Annotated in this window: 17 protein-coding genes; 5 read left to right on the top strand and 12 right to left on the bottom strand. The window is 49.5% G+C overall.

Going from position 1 to position 21963, the window contains the following annotated elements; all coding sequences use genetic code 11:
- Window positions 1-51 precede the first annotated feature (51 nt).
- Window positions 52-864, bottom strand: coding sequence for a glycosyltransferase family 2 protein (locus LQV63_RS20840; protein WP_233698142.1), 813 nt, complete (start codon window positions 862-864; stop codon window positions 52-54).
- A 53-nt stretch (window positions 865-917) separates the two neighbouring features.
- Entirely contained in the window at window positions 918-1616 is a 699-nt protein-coding gene (locus LQV63_RS20835) for a class I SAM-dependent methyltransferase (RefSeq protein ID WP_233698141.1), read from the bottom strand.
- 257 nt (window positions 1617-1873) lie between these two features.
- Here LQV63_RS20835 and LQV63_RS20830 point away from each other — a divergent pair, with 257 nt between their 5' ends.
- The 4 genes from LQV63_RS20830 to hemH are packed head-to-tail and all read left to right on the top strand — an operon-like array spanning window position 1874 to window position 5848.
- Entirely contained in the window at window positions 1874-2968 is a 1095-nt protein-coding gene (locus LQV63_RS20830) for a FecCD family ABC transporter permease (protein ID WP_233698140.1), read from the top strand.
- Window positions 2965-3795 carry an ABC transporter ATP-binding protein gene (locus LQV63_RS20825; RefSeq protein ID WP_233698139.1) on the top strand — a complete coding sequence of 277 codons (831 nt, stop codon included), beginning with the start codon at window positions 2965-2967 and terminating at the stop codon, window positions 3793-3795. Before LQV63_RS20830 ends, LQV63_RS20825 begins: the two co-directional genes overlap by 4 nt.
- Window positions 3796-3818: 23 nt before the next feature.
- Complete coding sequence (locus tag LQV63_RS20820; RefSeq protein WP_233698138.1) at window positions 3819-4829, top strand: ABC transporter substrate-binding protein; 1011 nt, start codon at window positions 3819-3821, stop codon at window positions 4827-4829.
- Window positions 4826-5848 carry a ferrochelatase gene (hemH, locus tag LQV63_RS20815; protein ID WP_233698137.1) on the top strand — a complete coding sequence of 341 codons (1023 nt, stop codon included), beginning with the start codon at window positions 4826-4828 and terminating at the stop codon, window positions 5846-5848. The genes LQV63_RS20820 and hemH overlap by 4 nt, the downstream gene beginning before the upstream one ends.
- 397 nt (window positions 5849-6245) lie before the next feature.
- On the opposite strand, the gene LQV63_RS20810 is transcribed toward hemH, so the two are convergent.
- From LQV63_RS20810 to LQV63_RS20785, 6 genes are all read right to left on the bottom strand, one after another.
- Window positions 6246-7214, bottom strand: a complete 969-nt coding sequence (locus LQV63_RS20810; RefSeq protein ID WP_019423610.1) for an ABC transporter ATP-binding protein — start codon at window positions 7212-7214, stop codon at window positions 6246-6248.
- Complete coding sequence (locus LQV63_RS20805) at window positions 7211-8194, bottom strand: ABC transporter ATP-binding protein (RefSeq protein ID WP_233698136.1); 984 nt, start codon at window positions 8192-8194, stop codon at window positions 7211-7213. The genes LQV63_RS20810 and LQV63_RS20805 overlap by 4 nt, the downstream gene beginning before the upstream one ends.
- A gap of 10 nt (window positions 8195-8204) precedes the next feature.
- A complete protein-coding gene (gene opp4C, locus LQV63_RS20800; RefSeq protein ID WP_233698135.1) occupies window positions 8205-9131 on the bottom strand; it encodes an oligopeptide ABC transporter permease in 927 nt (308 codons plus the stop codon).
- Between the two features lie 15 nt (window positions 9132-9146).
- Window positions 9147-10103 (bottom strand): ABC transporter permease, encoded by a 957-nt coding sequence (locus LQV63_RS20795; RefSeq protein WP_019423613.1) that lies wholly within the window; start codon window positions 10101-10103, stop codon window positions 9147-9149.
- 78 nt (window positions 10104-10181) lie between these two features.
- The gene (locus LQV63_RS20790) at window positions 10182-11924 is read right to left on the bottom strand and encodes an ABC transporter substrate-binding protein (RefSeq protein WP_233698134.1); all 1743 of its coding nucleotides are present in this window, start codon (window positions 11922-11924) and stop codon (window positions 10182-10184) included.
- 514 nt (window positions 11925-12438) lie between these two features.
- Window positions 12439-13812 (bottom strand): polysaccharide deacetylase family protein, encoded by a 1374-nt coding sequence (locus LQV63_RS20785; protein WP_233698133.1) that lies wholly within the window; start codon window positions 13810-13812, stop codon window positions 12439-12441.
- A 145-nt stretch (window positions 13813-13957) separates the two neighbouring features.
- Between LQV63_RS20785 and LQV63_RS20780 the strand changes: the two genes are divergently transcribed.
- Window positions 13958-15109 (top strand): AI-2E family transporter, encoded by a 1152-nt coding sequence (locus tag LQV63_RS20780; protein ID WP_019423617.1) that lies wholly within the window; start codon window positions 13958-13960, stop codon window positions 15107-15109.
- Window positions 15110-15151: 42 nt separating this feature from the next.
- Here the strand turns inward: LQV63_RS20780 and LQV63_RS20775 are convergent, their stop codons facing one another.
- From LQV63_RS20775 to LQV63_RS20760, 4 genes are all read right to left on the bottom strand, one after another.
- Window positions 15152-16909 carry a peptidoglycan D,D-transpeptidase FtsI family protein gene (locus LQV63_RS20775; protein WP_233698132.1) on the bottom strand — a complete coding sequence of 586 codons (1758 nt, stop codon included), beginning with the start codon at window positions 16907-16909 and terminating at the stop codon, window positions 15152-15154.
- A gap of 168 nt (window positions 16910-17077) precedes the next feature.
- On the bottom strand, window positions 17078-19204 hold the full coding sequence (locus LQV63_RS20770) for a methyl-accepting chemotaxis protein (RefSeq protein WP_233698131.1): 2127 nt from the start codon (window positions 19202-19204) through the stop codon (window positions 17078-17080).
- A gap of 454 nt (window positions 19205-19658) precedes the next feature.
- Window positions 19659-20999 carry a peptidase U32 family protein gene (locus tag LQV63_RS20765; protein ID WP_019423620.1) on the bottom strand — a complete coding sequence of 447 codons (1341 nt, stop codon included), beginning with the start codon at window positions 20997-20999 and terminating at the stop codon, window positions 19659-19661.
- A gap of 16 nt (window positions 21000-21015) precedes the next feature.
- Window positions 21016-21954 (bottom strand): peptidase U32 family protein, encoded by a 939-nt coding sequence (locus LQV63_RS20760; protein WP_233698130.1) that lies wholly within the window; start codon window positions 21952-21954, stop codon window positions 21016-21018.
- Between the last annotated feature and the right edge of the window lie 9 nt (window positions 21955-21963).

The following is a 21963-nucleotide window of genomic DNA, read 5'->3' as shown; positions in this document are numbered from 1 at the left end:
TCCCGATAAATGAAAGCCAGTTCTGCTGCAGTGCAGAACTGGCTTTCTTGTCTATGTTGTTTTCATGTAAATGGGACCGTGTGCATCATAATAGTTGAATTGTGAATCTACGACAACATGTTGCCGGTCTCCCCACTTAGACATGAATCGATTGCGGTTCATTTCGAACAGGTCCCCGTCCGTCAAGCCTTTCTTGCCAAGCCATGCCGCATACTCTGGCTGTGAGGCCGTCCGGCTCCCCGGGTGATCGATCGAGATGCCAATCGTAATTACTTTGTACCCTCGGTAAATGGCTTCCAGACAAATATCCATATCATAGTAATGATGGAACGAATAATGATTTACAAAGCCGCCAATCTGTTGTATCAGCTCTTTTCTTACAATTAAGCACATCCCGTCCAGAACGACCGAAGGAACGTAATCCTCGAGCAGTCTCGTGCCATGGCTCTCGGCATCAATCAGATTGCTTGTAAATGAAGTCCTTACTCCGACGCAATTTACAGAGTGTCCTCCCCCAAAACCGGCTGCCCCAACAAAAGGGACTTCCGTCAATATCCGGTTCACCCTCACATCAAACTCCGGTTCCAAAATGAACAAATCGTTATGAAGGTACATGATATAAGGGGTATCGAGCACCTGCCACGCTTGATCCATCGCTTGTATGACGCCGATATTCTCTTCATTGCGGATGTAGTAATCACTTAGCGAGCGAAGCTCATCCATATATTCGTTGCGCGAGCCGTTATCGACAATCAATATCGGAATTTGCCCGCTGGAATGGCTGCGAATGTAAGCGATACATTTTCTTGTCACTTCCATTTGATTCATGACGGGAATGGCGATCCCGAATGGAGACGCACTCATTAGTCGTTCCCACCTCCATAAGAACGCATCATCCGTTTTTTACTCCTGCGCTTTTATAATTGCGAGGCAGACAGAATCGTCTTGATTTGCTCATCGGAATACCTATTTTTTGTCGTAATGATTCCCAACCCACTGTGGGAATGAAGCTGGTGGAAGCTGAGATGCAGCCGGGTATGCTGCAAAAAGTCCTCGATCGCAGTCAGCACGCCGTTTCGCTCCCCATTTTCATAAATCGCATTGTTCAACATCCAGTTGACCCCGCCGGATTCCACCAATTCGGAACGGCCCTGCTCCATCCCTTTTTGCGCATACGGAATCGTGAAAGCCGGCGGTATCGACTCTGGAAAATAGTACATATCCCTTCTGCCATACGGCCATTGCGTATCATGAAGCAGAACGAGCGGAAATTTCCCTGTCTTCATAGCCATGGACTCGATGATTTTCAATTCATTGTACACGGTGTACCAATTGTGATCGCCGTCAATGAGCACGAAATCATACCCGTTCAAATGCGGCAACATCTCCAAGCTGTAATCCAGTATCATATGGAATTGTTTGAGATACATGCGCTTGTATTCATGCACATCATACTGTGGGGCAGGGTCAATGACAAATAATTCACCGTTCGTGGCACTGCAGTAATGGAGCAAATTGTAAGTGTTCCCGCCGAATTCGGATCCGATTTCGACGATTTTTTTTGCTCCGGCCCAATTCAAGAGGGGCAAAATCACCTTTTCCCAAAAAACAAGCATCCCGCTTCCACCTCCATATTTCACTCTATTCCATCACGGCATATTGGTATAAACGTTTATCCAGCAACAGAAAAAGAGGCGGGTTAAAACCCGGAAAATCCCCTCATCTCACAGCTTTAATGCTGCCTATAACACCAAAGGCGCACGAATTGAGCCATTGACGGCAACAATTACCTGCGCTATAGTAATAAATGTTTCCTTTACGCAACTTATTTGCGTTAAATCAATTTTCTTTCAGACTAGGAGAGGAGGTCAACATGAACATCACGATGAAGCCGGCTCAAGGACATCAGGAATCCGTCCCCCGGCGCAAACTGACCTTCAAGCGGTTGCGTATCACCGCATTGACTATCGCGGGGATGCTGACGCTGCTGTTGTCCGTCATTGCCAGCTGCTCCATCGGTCCGGTCTCGATACCCTTTGCGGATACGTTCGCGGCAATGCTCCATGCAGCAGGGTGGCTGGACCATGTCACTGTCTCAGAACGCAATCTGACGATTGTCGCCGATATCCGTCTGCCACGTGTTCTTGCCGGCGTATTTGTTGGAGCCGGACTGTCGATAGCAGGTGCCGCCATGCAAGGTGTATTTCGCAATCCTCTCGTTGAGCCAGGGTATCTCGGTGTATCATCCGGAGCGGCAGCCGGTGCCGTATTGTGCATCGCATTCGGCTTCGCTAGACACTCTCCATTCGCGCTCCCTCTGGCTGCCTTTGCTGGCGCATTGGGTGCGGTAGTGCTTATCCTTGCCATATGGCGGGCGAGCGGCAAGCCGAATGTGACGACGTTGCTCTTGCTTGGCATCGGTATGAATGCGCTCTTGTCAGCCGTCATCAACGTCATTATCGCCAGCGCACCCCATGAGCAGCAGTTGCGAAGCATCGTATTCTGGCTGCAGGGCGGGCTCGAGGCGAGAACTTGGGAGCATGTGCATATCATTGCCCTTCCGATTGCGCTCGCAGGCGCACTCTTATATATGTTCAGCCGTACGCTTAACTTGCTGCTCCTTGGTGATGAGCATGCGCAAGCATCCGGTGTTCCCGTACAGGGAGCACGCTATGCAATCCTTCTCTTAGCATCGTTCTTGACCGGGACGGCGGTATCTGTCAGCGGCATTATTGGTTTCGTCGGTTTGGTCATCCCGCATCTTGTCCGTTTGATCGCCGGCGCCGACCATCGATATTTGCTTCCGCTCAGCGCCATATTCGGAGCAGCGTTTCTTGTTCTTGCGGATCTCGCGTCAAGAATGGTGCTGCAGCCGATTACGCTACAAGTCGGAGTCGTCTGTGCTTGCATTGGCGCGCCGCTATTCATGATAATGCTGCTGCGCAAACGAAAGGAGGTATCCGTATGAGCATCAATCAGAGGACGGACATGCTGCTGGAAGCCGAGCGGTTAACCTGCTCCATCGACGGTCGACCGATTATTAACGGCGTTTCGCTGCACCTGCATCCCGGCTCCTTTCTCGGCATTATCGGTCCGAACGGGAGCGGCAAGTCCACCCTGCTCCGCATGCTGTGCGGTCTGCTGCAGCCGGAACAAGGGCGGCTCATGCTCTTGAGTCGGCCTTATTCCGCCTATTCTGCCAAGGAGCGTGCGCGAATCATCGGCTATGTCCCGCAAGACTGCTCTATCGATGCCGATTTCACGATCGAGCAGATTGTTACGATGGGACGCCATCCCTATCGGTCGCTATTCCGGAGCTTGTCCGCAGCGGATATCCAGTGCGCGGAACGGGCCATGCGCCAGTGCGGAATCGACGCATTGCGGGACCGTTACATCCACGCCTGCTCTGGCGGACAGCGACAGCTGGCGTTCATCGCCAAAGCGTTGGCGCAAGAGCCGCAGCTGCTGCTGCTGGATGAGCCGATATCCGCGCTCGACATCCGCCATCAACTGCGGACGCTGTCCCTGCTACGGCAACTTGCCGGGAAAAGCTTTACCGTGGTCGCTTCCTTGCACGACTTGTCGCTCGCTTCCAGGTATTGCGATCGGCTGCTGCTTTTAAACGATGGACGGGTTGAAGCTAGCGGCCGACCGGACGAAGTGCTGACGACGGCAGCATTGCATGCCGTATATGGTATTCACGCCGTCATACGCAAGGAGCCCGATACGAAGGGATTGTCTGTCATCGCCTTTGATCATGAAGAATCGATTGCCAATTATAACTTCAACTACTAAGAACAACATGGAGGAATTAACGAATGAACGCAAAAACACAAAGAAAACGGAAACGATATCTTTTATGCGCAGTACTCATCGTCATCATCGGTGCAGCAGCAGCTATAACTAACATTATATCTAACGATTCTCGCACGGCCTCATCCGAACCTTCCCCGCCAGAAACCGCTGCGGTCCAGAAGGCAGCCGTGTCAGCGGAAGCATTGAGAGTGGCTCCTGTTTCTCTGGATACTGCCGACGCTGTGCTGGAAATCGTCGCGCCGGAACAGGTGGTAACTGTGCCGAAGAGCATTACCAACCCTTTCTTGGCGTCCAACCATGAGAGCGGCAAGCAGGTTGCCGGCCAAGTTAGCGGAGCTACAGGCCTCGACCCGGAGGGCATCCTTTCCTTCAACCCGGATCTCGTACTCATTACGAAGCTGCATAATAGCGAGAGCGATGCCGAGCAATTGCTGCAGCAAGCCGGCGTTAAGGTGGTTACCTTTGAGCAATGGGGCACCTTTGATGAGTTGATCGCTAATTTCCACACGATTGGTGAAGCGGTAGGGGCGCCAGAGAAAGCCGACAGCATCGGGAAAGAAATCAAAGATAAATTAAATGAAGTCGCCGAACGCACGTCAGCACTCACCACTAAGCCAACCGTGCTCGTATTATCACCTGTTGGTCCGAATACCGGTCCATACGTCATCGGTCCAGGCAATATTGCCTATGAAATGATTCGCCTTGCCGGAGCTGAGCCAGCAGCCGCTGCCCTTGGAATCAATAAATCGACCAAAGCTTCTAGCGAAGACTTGATTAAAATCGATCCCGATTATATTGTGCTTGGAGATTGGGACGGCACGGGAGAAGAGTGGCTGTCTGAATTGAAATCGCAGCCGTCATGGAAGACGCTGACTGCAGTGAAGAATGGCCGCATCACAACGATGAAAGCCAAACATCTGCTAGCGCCTAACCGTTATACAGTAGATGGATTGATGGAAATGTCAGCGTGGCTTCATCCTGACTTATGGGATGAAGGCGAGAAGACACGATGAACGAGCAACATAGATTCGTCCATCAGGCGGAGCCTTCCCCATATCCCGTGCATGAAGAGGCTTCGACGAAGAGAGCAGAACGGGCGCAACGAGCCGTTCTATTGACAGCCTATGGCGCATGCTCGTCCATTGACGATGTGCCGGCACTGTACGAGCATATTCTTCACGGACATAAGCCTTCAGCGGACACCCTAATTCAAGGGGTCGAGCGATACAAGCAGACTGGCGTATGCGATCCGCTTCATGCGGTTTCCAGGAGGCAAGCGGATGCCCTATCACGGCTGATCGGAACGAAATGCGGAACCACAATCCCCGTCTATATCGGCTGTAAGCATTCGAACCCATTCGTTCCCGAAGCGGTAAACCAAGCCGTACATGATGGCATCAATCAGTTAGCCATGCTGCACCTCACGCCGTTCTGCACGCCGACTGGCACTGGTACGTATGTACAGGAAGCGAAAAAAGCAATTGCCGCCGCAGGCAGCTCCCTGCAGATTAGCGTCGTAGCCGATTGGCAAGAGCATCCGGCCTTCATCAGGCTAATTGCTCGACGTGTGCAGGATGCCTATCGCTGGCTGCCTTCGGCAAGCATGCCGACAGCACGGGTCATCTTCACGGTTCATAGCAAGCCCGGACTGCCAACCGCACATAAAGCCTTTATTGCGCAGTATTGCCGCTTAGCCCGCCTGATTGCGGAACAGGCAGAAATCGGCCACTGGGATATCGCCTATCGGAGCGGCATGCCAGCACCACAGCGATGGCTCGGTCCTGATATTAAGGATGTTATTCAGCAGGCAGCAGCCGACGGCTGTCAAGCGGTCGTAGTCTGCGAATTGACGTCGTTGACAGATAATATCGAAGTGTACCATGATATTGGCGAAGAAGCGAAGCAAGTGGCGGAGCAATGCGGCATGCAATTCGTACGGACGGAATATGCAAATGATGCATTTGATTTCATGGACTTCATGTCCGATATCGTCGCTGCTCATTTGCTGAAAGGAGATTATTGTTCACAGTAACGTAGTTCATACCTTGTCATTCCTATCCTCACGTCACTCTCCCAATCCATCAGGAACGTGCTGCAAACTATCCCTTCAGGCACTGCGGGAAAGTGGGATACGGATAGAATCTTTTGCGGACGGAGTAAGTCTGCTCCCTGCTATTTGAAATCTGAGACACGGGGAGAAAGGAGCTAAGCTATAATCAACAGACAGACGGCATCGGGCTTCTCATAGGAGCATTTCTTGTTAAGAAGGTTCTGAAATCCGATTTCGAGAAATCGAAGCTGTGGTACGGCCCATCAGCCAAGCATATCGCCTCATAGCAGCTCATACGCCACATAGAGATAAACCTAAAAAAAGACTGCAACGGCCTCAACCATTGCAGTCTTTCTTCTATCATCTGTCATATATATGATTATACCAAATGACAAGCAACGTAATGATTGCTGCCCACATCGCGATATTCCGGCACCGCTTGTTTGCAAATATCTGTGGCAAACGGACAACGGGTATGGAACTTACAGCCTGATGGCGGATTCGCCGGGCTCGGAATATCTCCCTGCAGCACAATCCGTTCCGGCTTCTTGGTTGGATCCGGCACTGGAATCGCCGACAGCAACGCTTGTGTATACGGATGGAGCGGCTGCTTGAACAACTCATCGCGCGGCGCCATCTCAACGAGCGATCCCAAGTACATGACACCGATCCGGTTGCACAGATGCTCGACAACTGATAAATCGTGCGAAATGAACAGATAGGTCAAATTCTTCTGCTCCTGCAGGTCGCTCAGCAGGTTGATAATTTGTGCTTGAATAGAGACGTCCAATGCAGATACCGGTTCGTCCGCCACGATAAACTCAGGGTTCATAATGAGTGCGCGCGCAATACCAATACGTTGACGCTGACCGCCAGAGAATTCGTGCGGATAACGGTCAATATGGTATGGTGCCAAGCCGCAAATCGTCAAAATTTCTTTGACACGGTCGCGGATATCGTTCTTCGATGCTATACCATGATCCACCAGCGCTTCTCCGATAGCATCTCCGATCTTAATCCGGGGATTCAACGAGCTATACGGATCCTGGAACACGAGCTGCATCTTCGGACGCATCTTGCGCAGGTCTTTACGGGACAAGTCATGAATCTCCGTTCCTTTAAAGAGCACTTTTCCGTCTGTTTTATCCAATAGTCGCAAAATCGTCCGTCCGGTCGTCGATTTACCGCAGCCGGACTCTCCGACGAGTCCGAGCGCCTCCCCTTTATTCAAGCTGAAGCTGACTCCGTCAACTGCTCGCACATGTCCTACCGTACGTGAAAAAATACCGCCTTGGATGGGGAAATATTTCTTAAGGTTGTCTACTTCAAGTAGCGGTTGTTGACTCATTGAGCTCCCCCCTCCTTCTCATACAGCCAGCATGCCGCCTTGTGCACCTTCTCATAAGTTTGCAGAGTTGGCTGCTTCTCCGTACAAATCGCCATGCAATGCTCGCAGCGGTCATTGAAATAGCAGTTGTTGCCCAGTTCAACTGGATTCGGAACTTGTCCCGGTATTGTATACAATCGCTTCATGCGTTCGTTGATAATCGGTTTCGCCCGCAGCAGTCCTTGTGTATACGGATGCTTAGGATTTTTGAACAATTCTATGACCGGCGCTTCTTCAATGACTTTGCCGGCATACATAACGACGACGTGATCTGCCATTTCCGCCACGACTCCAAGATCGTGTGTAATAAGCATAATCGCCGTGTTGAATTCGCTCTTAATATTGCGCATCAAGTCTAGAATTTGTGCCTGGATCGTTACATCCAGTGCAGTTGTCGGTTCGTCAGCGATGAGCAGCTTCGGATCGCAGGTCAGTGCCATCGCAATCATAATCCGCTGGCGCATCCCGCCGCTCAACTCATGCGGATAAGCGTCGAAGATTTGCGCTGCACGCGGAATACCTACAAGATCGATCAGATCAATCGCACGCTTCTTCGCTTCTTTCTTCGTCACGCCGCGATGAAGCAGAATCGGTTCGGTCAGCTGTTCGCCAATCGTAAATACTGGGTTCAAGGATGTCATTGGTTCTTGGAAAATCATTGCAATCTCGTTCCCGCGAATTTGACGCATTTCGCGTTCCTTAAGATCCAGCAGGTTTTTCCCTTTATAAATAATTTGTCCACCTTCGATTTTCCCCGGAGCTGCGACTAGGCGCATCAGCGACATGGCGGTAACGCTCTTGCCGCAGCCGGATTCACCGACGACGCACAGCGTTTCGCCTTCTTTAATCGAGAAGCTGACATCATTGACCGCTTTCACGACGCCGCCACCGGTATAGAAATTCGTCCGCAGATTGCGAAATTCGATCAAATTGTTTGCCATATCGTATCTCCTACCTCTTCATTTTCGGATCGAGCACGTCGCGTAAACCATCACCAATTACGTTAATCGCAATTACTGTGAAGAAGATACAGACCCCAGGCGGAACCCACAGCCATGGACGCTTCTGGAAGTCGATTAAGTTATTCGCCGCGGTAATCATGTTGCCCCAGGACGGCGTCGGCGGGACAACCCCTAGACCTAAATAACTCAATACTGATTCTTGCAAAATAGCGCCAGCGACCATCAAAGTAGCCACGACGATAATAATTGGAATCGTATTCGGCAGCAAGTGACGGAAAATTTTACGGCGGTCGCGCAAACCAAGCACCTCAGCCGCTTGCATGAATTCTTGCTCGCGAAGCATCAGTATTTGACCGCGCACGAGCCGCGCCAAGCTTGGCCACGACATAAATCCGAGCAGGAACATGACAACATAAATACGTTTATCCGGCGGCACCTTCATATCGGACAGCACCGCACCGAGAATAATAAGCAATGGCAAGCTTGGAATCGACATCATAATATCTGCAAGGCGCATAATGATAGAGTCAACCCAGCCGCGGTAGTAACCTGCCAAGGCGCCGAGTGTGCTTCCGATGGCCACCGAGATCATCATCGCTACGAGACCTACAAGCAGAGATACCCGCCCTGCCAGCATGACACGCAGCAGGATGTCACGGCCCAAGTTGTCCGTTCCAAGCCAATGTGCCGCATTCGGCGGCTTGTTACCGTTACGGATATTCATCGTTTCTAGAGAATACGGCGAGAAAAATGGCCCAATAAAGCAAATGAGAAACATGAGTACGAGTACGACCAGTCCCCCGACCGCAAATTTATTTTTAAGCAGTTGCTTGAACGCCAACCTCCACGGGGAAGCCGGTTTGATCGTTTGCACTTTACTATCTTGTGCTGTGGATTCAGCTACCGTTTGAGACACAGATAACTCCCCTTTCTATTTCATCCGTACACGTGGGTCAGCGACTCGATACAGTAAATCAGCCAACAAATTACCCAACATCGTCAACAATGCCAAGAACATCGTAAAGCCCATCAATAAGAAATAGTCACGGGCGTTAATCGCGTCCAAGTTAATGCGTCCTATTCCCGGCCAGTTGAAGATTTTCTCCGTAATCATCGCACCGGAGAACAATCCCGGCAGCTCAATGCCTAGCAGCGTAATCGCAGGCAGCAGAGCGTTGCGCAGCGCATGCTTGAATATAACAGTCCGTTCTTTCAACCCTTTGGCGCGGGCCGTTCGAATGAAATCTTGACGGACGACGTCGAGCATGCTCGTCCGGAAATAGCGTGTCAGACCTCCGACGCTAATCGAGGTAAGCACGATGATCGGCAGCATCAAGTGTTCCACTAGGTCCCATATACGGGCCAAGCCGGTAGCGTTGCTTCCCGACGTATACATCCCGCCGACTGGGGTCCACTTTAAATCGATTGCAAACAGCTTAATCGCATACAATCCGACGAAGAAGGACGGCAGCGACATTAAAGCAAAGACGAGAAAGGTAATGAGTCCGTCATAGATGGAATGCTGCCTGACTGCAGAAAAAACGCCGACCAAAATCGCTATTGTCCAACTTAAGACAAGAACGATGGCCGCAATTAAGAATGAATTCCACATGTAACGGTTAAGCACCGTCGTAACCGGCTGTTTATGCTGCAATGACAACCCCAAGTCGCCCTTAATCGTATTCTCCGCCCAAGTAAAATAACGTTCGACAAGAGGCTTATCCAACCCATGAATGGCTTTCAATTCGGCCGCGCGCTCTTTGGAGATCGTCGGATTCGAATCAATGAAGTTCCCCGGCGCCATCGCAAATACGATAAAGAGCAGAACCGAAACGCCGATAATGGTCGGAATCATTTGCAACAGTCGCCGAATGGCGTATTGTTTCATAAATATTCCTCCTAGCTTTAGATAAACCCAAATGCTCAGCCGACAGGCTGAGCATTTGGTATGCAGCACATTTCCGTATTATTTAATTTCGATTTGACTCAAATCATTTGTAAATCTACGGTAAGGCGACATATCAAAACCTTGAATACGTGCGTTCGTTGCCCACATATCGCGGCGCTGGTACAAGTAGATGTAAGGCAAGTCCTCATTCAGCTCTTGATAGATTTCTTTGAAGATTGGCTTGCGCTTCTCGATGTCTACTTCTTTGCCAGCCTTCGTGAACAATTCATCCAATTTAGCATTCGAATAACCGGTATCGTTCTGGGAACCGCCTGTTTTAAAGACGTTCTCGGAAGATTGCGGGTCAGGTGTCAAGCCCCATGCCAAGAACATCATGTCGAAGTCACCTTTTTTACGTTTTTCGATAGCGGCGTTGAAGTCCATTTGCTCTGCAATGAACTCGATGCCGAGTTCCTTATAATTAGCTTGCGCTATCGGAATGATGGCATCATTAACCTCGTTAGGCGTTGTCGCCGTAAAGATGATTTTAAATTTCTTGCCATCTTTCTCCCGCATGCCGTCAGCGCCGACTGTCCAGCCTGCTTCATCCAGCAATTGCTTCGCTTTTTCTAAATCGAAGTTGTATTTCGTCACTTCATCCGTGTAGGACCAAGATTCCTTGGATTGTGGGATGTCAATAACGTCCGCATATCCTTGGTACACCGCGTCTACGATTTGTTGACGATCAAGCCCGTAAGTCAACGCTTGACGCACGCGCTTGTCTTTGAATTGATCGCGGTTATGGTTAAATGCAATATAGCCGTAACCATTCGTCGGGAACAAATTGACATCCAAGAAGCCCATTTCTTTCAACTGATCAACCTGGTCTTTGGATACCGTAATGAAGTCCATATCCGTCTCGCCTGTTTGCAGCAGTTGAACGTTCGTCTCATTCGTCGTGAATTTGAAAATCAGATTAGGAATTTTAGGTTTGCCTTTATAGTAATTCTCGTTGGCAGTCAATACCGCTTCTTGACCCGCAGCGAACTTTTCAAGCTTGTACGATCCGGAACCAAGCGGCTTCGTGAACAAATCTTTCATATAGCCCAAGTCGCCTTGCTTGTAATCTTTGCCATAGTAGGCTTTAGACAAAACGCCTGTCGTTCCGATTGCGGAGAATGCAAGCGCGCCCGGCTCGGTAGTCGTTACTTCAATCGTTCTAGGGTCGATAACTTTAACCCCTTCGACTGTAGATGCTTTACCGTCTTTATATTCTTGTCCGCCTTTAATGTGGGCGTCTTTGATGATGTCAGTAGGTCCATCATATGACTTGTCATGTAACATAGTAATCGAAAATGCTACGTCTTCTGCAGTCAATGCAGAGCCATCGCTGAACTTCAAGCCGTCCTTCAACTTGAACGTATAGACTAATTTGTCGTCCGAAATGGAGTAGCTTTCGGCCAGCCCTTCGGAATACGTGCCGTCCTTGTTCACTTGCAGCATCGTATCGAACAGCGTCTCAGATACATATATATCGTATGCTGTTTCAGCATACGCCGGGTTGAAGATACCGCTTGGAGCCGCAAAGCCGATAATTACCATATCTTTACGATTGTTTGCCGCTTCTGGAGATTTTGTCTGGTCGGTTGCTTTAAGAAGGCCGTCCGCCACCAATTCTCCTTCGCCGCTACCACTCGATTGCTCTGATGTTTGACCCGCAGATGATGTGTCTCCGCTGCCCTCTTTGGAACCGCCGCATGCCGACAGGACAAGCGTCAGGGACAAGAGCAGGCACATGATGATACTAAATCTCTTTTTCACTACATTTTCCCCCTACAATGATGTCATATTATATTTAGTTATAAAGTTGCATACATACTCATCGCGATTAAAATAAAAACATTCGTTAATGCTTTATAGAACATTGGTCAAATAATTTGTTAAGCAGGCCCGTTCCATGAGCAGGAAACGAATATTTTTTCATAATACTACTTTATAATTTCGGATTTGTAAATCCCTATGTCAGCTTTAGATTAAAACTTTTTCATTTTTGCACGATAAGTTTTTTTTATCGATATATGCCGAAATGTAGTGATATATGAAAGACTCTGAACTAAAAAGTTGGTTTCGACACCCTTTTTTGTCGTTTTGTCCACCATGAGAAACACATAACCCAAAAAAGTCCGCCTCTCATGTGCAACATTCAATAATTTCATAATCATGCATAAAACATGCATAATTCGGTTATTTCGCCCCTGCATAAAAAAAGCCCCAGAGATGTTAAACATTCACACTCTGAGGCTTTTCGTCTTATTTTATATAGTTAGGAAATATATTACAACGGATGCGGCACATTCTCTACACCTTGATCAAGCAAAATCATGCGCTCTGCAGTTCGTGACTCGTATGCATAATTTCTTGTCTTTCCGTATCGCTCAATTAACGTCTCTACCGACATAGCCATCATCTTGGGAACCATCTGTTCCGCATGTTGGCGCAGACGCCGCTGGCCCTGCGGATGAATGACCTTCATCAAAAGCCGCAAATATTTCTTGGTCATCCATGAGAACAAGCCGTTAGACAAGTCGCGAACCGTAAATCCAAATTGTTCGGGTCCGCGGTGTAACATGCTTACCCCGTACAAGGCCTTGACGTTCACCCTGAGATCGGGGTGATCCAGGACATATTCCGCCAACTCCGGCAACGTCTTCTCTACTGAACGTATCATTTGGATAGCAAGCTGCATGGAAGTTCGCGATCGCCGTCCGATATCATATAATCGCTTATTATCAAAGTGAAGTTCTAAAATAAGATCGTCATGCTTCAGCTCTACACCGTCATCCAACATCATCGATTTCCCGTGATAAGGGCGCACCCGGAAATGAAACACGGGATCGTCGCAATTCGTTGTCTTTAATCCAAATGCGAGATGGAACGCTCTTTCGTAAAGAAACCACGTGCGGACGATGATGTGTCTTAACCAAGAAGGATTGTTCGCCCGTTCCTGGTCGGTTTCCCGAATCAACTCATCAATGCGGACGCAGTGCAAATCTCGGGACGCCGCTTCCTCCAGAAACCGCTCCAAGGCGGCAAGCATATTGGCCGGCGCCTCGCGGTCAGCCCCCAAGGTCAATCCGCAGTCATGGAGCAGCAGCACTTCTCCGCCGCGGCAGCGCTTCATCATGCGCTTATGCAGTCTGTCTACACCGACTTTCTTGCGCCAATCACCGAATAGGACAGACCATAAAATAATTTGCAAGTAACCTAGATTGCCGTAATCAAATAGATTAACAATTCCCCATGGCGGGCGATAATAAGTCGTCCGCTTGCCTGTGACCGATTCAATAATATCCGACGTCTTGCTAATATGTCGCTTCACCGTCTTAGGGCGCATGAGCCAATTGGATTTATGAACATAGTTATGAATGCCGATCAAGTGACCTTCCTCGTGCATGCGCCTGAGCAATTCAGGATATTTCTCCGCATGAATGCCAACGACAAAGAACGTTGCCTTGGCATTGTATTTCTTCAATAAATCTAATAGCTGCGGCGTATACACAGGATCCGGACCGTCATCAAACGTCAGGGCGAGGTTGCGGTCAGATCGTCCTTTCTGAAACACTCTAAATCCGAACAGTCGGCTGATGATGCCTGGGAGAAACGCATAAAACGTCAGGATGTAAAAGCCCCATAACAAAATGAATTCCATCCCGTTTTCCTCGTTTCTTTCTTTATATCTTACTCATACGTGTGACTGTCATTATTGTATCATATTGCGTAAAGAAATAGGCACTGTAATTCATTTTCGTGTACAATGATAACTAGATATTTAAGGAAGAAAAGGAGTCGAATTCATGATCGCATTTTATCAAAAATATTGGAGGACCGCATTTGACATTGCCCTCTTGGCTTTGACGGTCTACCTAGTCATGTACACGTTCAGTTTCTTGTATTCGATTGCTGCGCCTATATTTTTAGCGTTCATCGTGTTCATGCTGATTGAACCTTTCGCTGCGTTTCTGAATCGGCGCGGCATCAAGAAGGCCATTGCCTCCGCCATTTCCGTGCTGCTGTTCGTGCTCATCATATTGGGCGCCATCTTTGGCCTTGGATTCATATTTTTGAAGCAAGCGGCGGAATTGCAGGAAAGACTTCCTCAATACGTTGGCGCCCTTCAGCGAGGGTTCGTGAACATTACGACATTCCTTACTCATAAATATGAAACTCTGCCGACTGAGGTGACAGGTCGTCTGAACGAATACGTCGGCATCATTACCAAAGAAGGATCGAAAATCGCAATCAATTTTTTGGCATGGCTCACCAATAATATTTCTTCCTTCTCCGCATTTACGCTCAACTTCGGCATCGCGATTATCCTCGCATATTTTCTGAGCATCGAGATCGATATGTGGCGCCGGATAGCCCGTGATAAGACACCGCGGACGTTTCAAAACGCGTATCACTTTTTAAAAGAAAACGTTTTACGGGGCATCGGAGCCTACCTGAAAGCTCAAATGAAGCTCATTTCCGTTACATTTTCGATCATTTTCGTATCATTGCTGCTTCTAGGTGTAGATCATGCATTCTTTATCGGACTGCTGTCCGCGCTTTTCGACTTGCTGCCTCTGCTTGGCATCCCGTTTATTTTTATACCGTGGATTGTCTATCTGTTCATCATTGGAAACAGCTCTCTTGCTATTTGGCTTACGGTCGTCTTAGGTCTTACGCTCCTTGTTCGTCAAATTCTGGACCCGAAGATAACAGGTAACACACTCGGCGTGTCTGGGTTTACCATGTTATCCTTCATGATACTATCGCTCTCCATGTTTGGCGTTATTGGCGTGGTGTTATCGCCAATTTTGCTCATCTTAGTGAAAGCCCTATACGATCAAGGTTATTTGAAAGAATGGATTCGTATGCCTAAAGAAGAATTCATCTCCAATCCGTTCGATGCTTCTCCAGACGTGGCGAAGGAACCCGAAGAACCTGCACAACCCACCAAATAAGCAATAACGCCGCTTCCCATTATCCCGGAGAAGCGGCGTTATTTATTTATGAAGCGAATACTCAGCCAACACATCCATCACTTCACCAAAGACGAGGGTAGCTCGATGGGATGGGCCCGCCGTTTCCTCTTCGCTTACTACTGCAACGGCAAATCGCGGCTTCTGAACTGGCCCGTATCCGACAAACCATGTATGGAGCCGATTCGTTCCAAAAGCATCTGCTTGTGCGGTCCCGCTCTTGCCAGCCAGCCGCCATGTCGCATGACGCAGCGCTTGCCCTGTTCCATATTGTATAGTATCTTCCATCCAGCGCTGGATATACCGAGCCGTAAACGGCTTTATTGCCTGTTCCACCTTCGGCCGTGCGGCGAATTGAGCGAGCGGCAGACCATGCGCATACTGAACTTCCTGCACAAGTCGGGGTTCTCCATTTACTCCGCCCTGCAATAAAGTAACGACGAAGTTCGCAGCCGCAAGCGGAGTAAGCCGCACATCCCGTTGACCGATACCCAGTTGCGCCTTTACACCACCGTCTACAGTATGCTCATCAGATGACGAATGAAAGACGCGGCTGTCTTCTTCCCCATCGAAATGGCGCAGTGCGGAATGACCTAACCTGTCATCAGATACCATCCCTACCTTGCCGCTCATCCCCAGCTTGGAGGCGTAGCTCGCAATCGTGCGGGCATCGAGCCGTTCACCCAATTCTGCGAAGACGACATTGCATGACTTCGCAAGCGCCTCCCGCAAGGTCAGTGCCCCATGTCCCTCAGGCAGCCAACAAGACAATCCGTACTTTCCATACTGCCCGTCACAATGGAACACCTCTTCCGGATCCGTCACCTTGGCATCCAGCGCTGCGGCAGCAATAAATAATTTGTATATGGATCCGGGGGCTAGTGCCTTAAGTGCACGATTGTTCCAGTCTCCCTTATGCGGATCGACATGATTCGGATTAAAAGCCGGACGGGACACCATGGCAACCACATCCCTTGTTCGCGCATCCAACACGGTAACCGATCCTTTTTTCATGCCGTTCCGGTCCATTACTTGTTCGATCTCCGCTTGCAGCTCCATGCTGGTCGTAGTCAGCAGCCGCAACGGATAGTATGGATTGTCGGGCCGCCGTATTCTGACATCCAACCCATAGAGCGGACGATGCAGCGCATCGGTATAATGCACGAAAGTCGTCGGACCAATTCCTTTAAGCAGCGGTTGAAAGGCGCGCTCCAAGCCAGACACTCCCTCGATTGAGCGTTCTGTAGGCTTGTCTGCGCCAGAAGGTTCCGCTACCGTTCCAACCCACTGGGGAGTATGCCCCTTCATCGGATAACGAATCGTGACGGGAAGCGCACGCACGCCATCCCAAGACAGCGTCTGCAGCCGCTCCACTTGTTCTTTCGTCAGCGGGTGAGGAAGCTTCGCATCAGCCGAATCAGGCCAAATATACGGCTCTCTCGCATTCTCCCACCGCTTCAGCAACTCCTGTTCGGTCACATGAAGCCATAGCGCCAACGTCCGCGTCACCTCAGCAGCCATCGCTTGCTTGTGAACAGGAAATAAAACGAGAGCATATTCGGACAGTCCCGTATATTGATGTCCATAACGGTCCAGAATGCGCCCTCTTCCATCGTCCAAAATAATGCCTCGTTCGCGCTGTATGACGGAACGCTGCAGCAGCGTATGGCTGCTTGTCTGAACCGAGCGCTTCGTTTCGATGAATTGCAGCCAGCCAAGCCGTATGACATATACAATAAGAATGGCGGTAAAGAGAATGACGATAACAGCGATTCGCTTCATCACCGTTGCTCTCCCCCATTGACGTATCCTTTCCACAGGCGGATTGACCCTCTTTCTAGCCTAATATCGTCCTTATAGAGGTTGTTCAAAAAGTCCCTTTTTGAACTCGCACTTATACACATTATCGACGATAATGCGGGCTATAATCCGTCTGCTGTAATATATAACTTAATCGTCATTATTCAATGCAAACTGGGACAGACATTCCGACAGGTGCTGCGACACCTGTTCGAGTTCGGAGGACAAGCCGACAAGCTGGTTAGAGACAGACACCTGTTCGTTGCTTAACGATGCGACCTCTTCCGAAGTGGCGGCGGCCTCTTCGGCTACCGTGCTGACGCTCGTCATTGCTTCTGTCATCACCTTCTGTGTCTCATCCAACTCGTTCAACGCCTCTGTTGCCCGATCCAGCTTATTCATGAATAAACCCATCTGACGCTTCACGTCATGGAAGATCGTATCCGTATCTTGTACGGCCTGCAATTGCTCTTGAAATACTGGGTATACTCGGTCCAGCATAGATACCGTTTCCTCCACATCCTGTCCGATCTTCTCCGTCATTTCTCCGACCACCCCGATCGAGCGTTGGGTTTCATCGGCCAATCCGCGGATTTCATCGGCCACGACACGGAAGCCCCTGCCAGACGCGCCCGCGCGAACAGCTTCAATCGCCGCATTCAGTGATAAAATATTCGTTTGCTTCGCAAGCTGGGTCAGCAGTTCAAGAATATGGCGTACGGATGCCGTACTGCTTTGTAACGCATCCACCTTCGACACGAGCGCTCGCACCATACTTTCCGATAGTTCGGTCTTACGGTTCAACTCGTTCATGTATCCCGTGCCGCGCTGGCTCGCTTGTTCCACTTCACTGGCGGCGCCATACATATCTACATTCAGTTCGATAACTTGCTGCATCTTTGCTGAAGTGAGTCCCGTCCATTCATTTCCGCGCTCCGCTTCCTCTGCAAGTGTAGTCGAGCCATGTGCAATTTCCTCGGTAGCCATAACAATTTCCTTCGCTGACAAGGCCGTATGCTGCGAAGCGACGCTCAGCTTGTTCGCCGTCTGCAGCACCGAATCTGACGCGTTCCCTGTCTGCTTCACCAATTCGCTAATGCGCGACATCATCGTGTTGAAGCTGGAAGCTACTTGTCCGATTTCATCCTGCGATCGCTCGGTCATTCGCACGCCGAGATGGCCATCTGCCCCCTCTTCCATCAAGTCCCGCATGTGCTGAAGCGGCAGTCCGATTCTGCGCATGACGTACCAACCGATAAAGAGTGCTACAACTAGCGCGATCACGATAGCCGTCCATGACGCGTTCCTTATTTTCAACGTATCCTGCAGCAAGGTATGTATCGGAGTGAATCCATTCAACGTCCAATTCGTTACAGGCGAACGATAATAAACGCCGAGCAGTTCATTTCCTGCTTGGTCCACCAATATATCCCGCCCGCTCTGCGCCGATGATTCAGTTGTCAACCGTATTTGAGGAGGCTGATCAATAAGTGTTGTGTCTTCAGCGTATACGATTTTGCCTTCGGAGCTTACCATCTGGACAAATGACCCGTCTGCGTCATTCCATACTAACTGATCCTTTAGAACGGATGACTTAATCTCCATAACCATCACATACATCGTGCCGCCGCGATTCACGCTTTTCACCGTTCGGGCGAGGGCAAAGGTTTCATTGGGACTTTGTCCAGAGACACCGTTCGGAGTCGTCGGCAGCCAGATTTTACTGCCGGATTGTTGCAGCAGCTCTTTGAACCAAGACTCATGCCGAAGCTCCCGCAGCCGTTCGGCGGACAAGCCCGACGTGAACAGCATTGCGCCATCTTCCTCCACAGGAATCAAGTACATGCCGTACAGCGCATCATTGCCAAATACATATGTTTTCAAATTATTTTCAATCGTTTTGGCTATTTGCAGCTTGCCATAGTCGTTGAGCTTCTGTCCTTGTGTCGCTAATGACAAGGCGGACTGTATGTCCTGATCGAACAAGATTTGCTGCGAGAGCTCAGCGTATTTGCTAAAGAATAAATCCAGCTTTTCTCCGGCCTGGATTACCGTTTGCTCTTGTGAATAAGAGAGTTGCTGTTCAATGATTTGGCGAGCCTGACTGTAAGAGAAAAGACCAACGGAACCAACAAGCAGTGTAATGCTCACAAAAAAGAGAAGAAACAGCTTCATTCCGACGGAACGCAGCGGTCTGAATGGTCGATTCTTGGAGTGGCTGCTTTGTTCGGTTACGGACGGTGAAGCCTTTGTGACAAGACGTTTTCCGGTATACATATGCTACACCTCACCCATATGAATGTATATTGTCCTAAGACATATGTCCTAGTTACTACACATTCGACGCCATACACTTTTTTCCTGTATCCAATTACAATAATCTCCCATTCATTCAAAATATAAGTTTCTAAGTCTCGTCTGGCATGGACTCTTCATCATGGACGACATGTTCCATTCGTACAGTGGCGAGTCCAGATTGACGGTGATTCGCTTCAACCGCCCCTTTTCATCATTCTCCCCTTTCATCAGGAGGCGGCATTCCCAAGGACGAGTCTGGTTCACTGCCACTATAATCGTCCGCTTCATGACATGCTATATGACACAGCATATGTCTTAACCTCGACATTATCACTCTCGAATGAAGGGGAGGGAGACCACTCCAAATTCTATAAGATCAAAAAAACGGCAATGCCATCCGCTGCGTCATGCAGGGCTGCATTGCCGATTATCTTCACGCTTTCGCGTTCTTTTTTCGCATCATATCGAAATAAGTGACAGGCTGTTCCACTTTGATCCGTACCAGCTGCAGCGGATGGCGCGCAGCATCAAGCTCATTGCCTTCGACATCCCATAGACGATCTACCTTCTGTTTGAAGAATGTTCCGTTCGGACCGAAAAACTCGATTTCCGCGCCCGCTTTAAAGTGGTTGCGCTGCTGAATGGTTGCCATGCCGGTCTCAGCATCATAATCCATGACGAGACCCGCGAAGTCGTAAGGCGCAGGCTTGTCTTCCGGCTCGTAGATATGATCTTCGTGGTCAGGCTCTTCATAGAAGAAGCCTGTATTCACCGGTCGGTTCGCCGCTTTATAGATTTCATCCAGCCATTCCTGCTTCAGAACATAATTGTCCGGATCCGCCATATAACTGTCAATGACTTGGCGGTATACGTTGACGACGGTAGCAACATAGTGGATCGATTTCATCCGTCCTTCAATCTTGAAGCTATCAACTCCGACATCGATCAGATCAGGCAAATGCTCAATCATGCACAGATCCTTCGAGCTCATCGCGAAGGCATTGTCTTCTTCGTCAAAGAGAGCCAGCTGATTCACGCCGAGACGGAATTGTTCAAGCACCGGGAATTGTGATGCTTCTTGAGCGCTAATAAGCTCGTCTCCATCCGGACGATTATCCTCGAACAAATCGTATTTCCAACGGCATGATTGACAGCAGCCGCCGCGGTTGGAGTCTCTATCCGTGAAATGGTTGGAGAGGACGCAGCGCCCCGAATACGAAGAACACATTGCGCCGTGTATGAACGCTTCGATTTCGATATCGACGTGCTGTTTCATCTCGGCGATTTCTTCCAAGCTCGTCTCACGCGCCAGCACAACGCGTGGTGCGCCTTCCTCCTTCCAGAATTGAACGGTCTGCCAGTTTGCTATCGATTGCTGCGTGCTCACGTGCACTTCCAAGCCCGGGGCAACGCGCTGCGCCGTTTCAATGATGAATGGATCGGCTGCAATGATCGCACTAATGCCGACCTCGTACAAATTGCGCAAATAGTCTTCCAATCCCTCGATATCTTCATTATGGGCGTAAATGTTCGTCGCGACGAACACCTTGGCGCCATATTTTTTTGCAAACTCCACGCCTTCGCGCATTTCTTCGAAGCTAAAATTGTCTGCATTCGAACGCAGACCGTATTTTTGCCCACCGATATAGACGGCGTCCGCGCCGTAATGGACGGCGAACTTCAGCTTCTCCAAGTTGCCGGCGGGAGCGAGCAATTCCGGCTTGTCGAGACGATACCGCTTACCTTTGTATTGCGGCTTCACTTGTGTTGTCATTACTGTTCGCTCCCTTTTAGTACATTTGCTCTTTATAGAAAAATCCAAACGATAGCTCGCGTTCAGGGTCCTGAACGGCACGAATGCGTTCAATCCACTCTTCTTGGAATCGATAATTGTCCGGATCCGCGACGTAAGTGTCAATTGCTTCGCGGTATACTTGGACGACTGTCTCATTATATACCGTAGGCTTCAATAGTCCTTCCACCTTAAAGCTATCGATGCGCGCATCAAGCAAATGCTTAAAGTCCTCGATGATGCACACGTCGTCCGAACTCATAATATGAGTGCCGTTCGAATCCTCATATAAGGGGAATTTCTCGTCCTGACGTTCTCGTTCAATCAGGAAGAGCTTGCGCTCCATGCCGACTTCGTTCACTTGCTCTTCTTTATCAATATGGCGGAAGTAATGCTGCAGCAGATGGCGCTTGGAATGATAAATATTCGTCATGCCGTGGACCTGAATTTGAACCTCCATGTCGGGAAGCTTCTGCTTCATCTCAACAACCTGTTCCATATTGAGCTCACGAGCGACGACAAACCGGCTCGAGCCACGCTTTTTCCAGTATTTTGCCGTAATATAGTTGGTGGATGTCATTTCCGCATTCCAGTGCAGATTAAGATTGGGCGCTGCTGTTCTTGCCGTCATCAGAACAGCAGGATCGCCGAATACGATCGCGTCTACACCGATCTGTTCCAGCCGCTGCAAGTAAGCAGATAGCCCATCTAAACGTTCGTTATGCAAAATATTATTGACCGCGACATACAGCTTCGCCTGATGATCGCGGACCGCATTCATGCTTTCTTCAATGTGTTCCAGCGTCATTTCGCCCGGCAGGCGCATGCCATATCGCTGCTCACCTACAAATACGGCATTGGCTCCGGCTTGGAGCATGCGCTCCACCTCGGCCACACTGCCAGCTGTAACGAGCAATTCGGGTTCATATGTCACCATGTTGTTTCA

This window comes from Paenibacillus profundus, from assembly GCF_021369635.1.
GTDB classification, from domain to species: Bacteria; Bacillota; Bacilli; order Paenibacillales; family Paenibacillaceae; genus Paenibacillus_B; species Paenibacillus_B profundus.
This window is presented reverse-complemented; position numbering and strand designations above follow the sequence as displayed.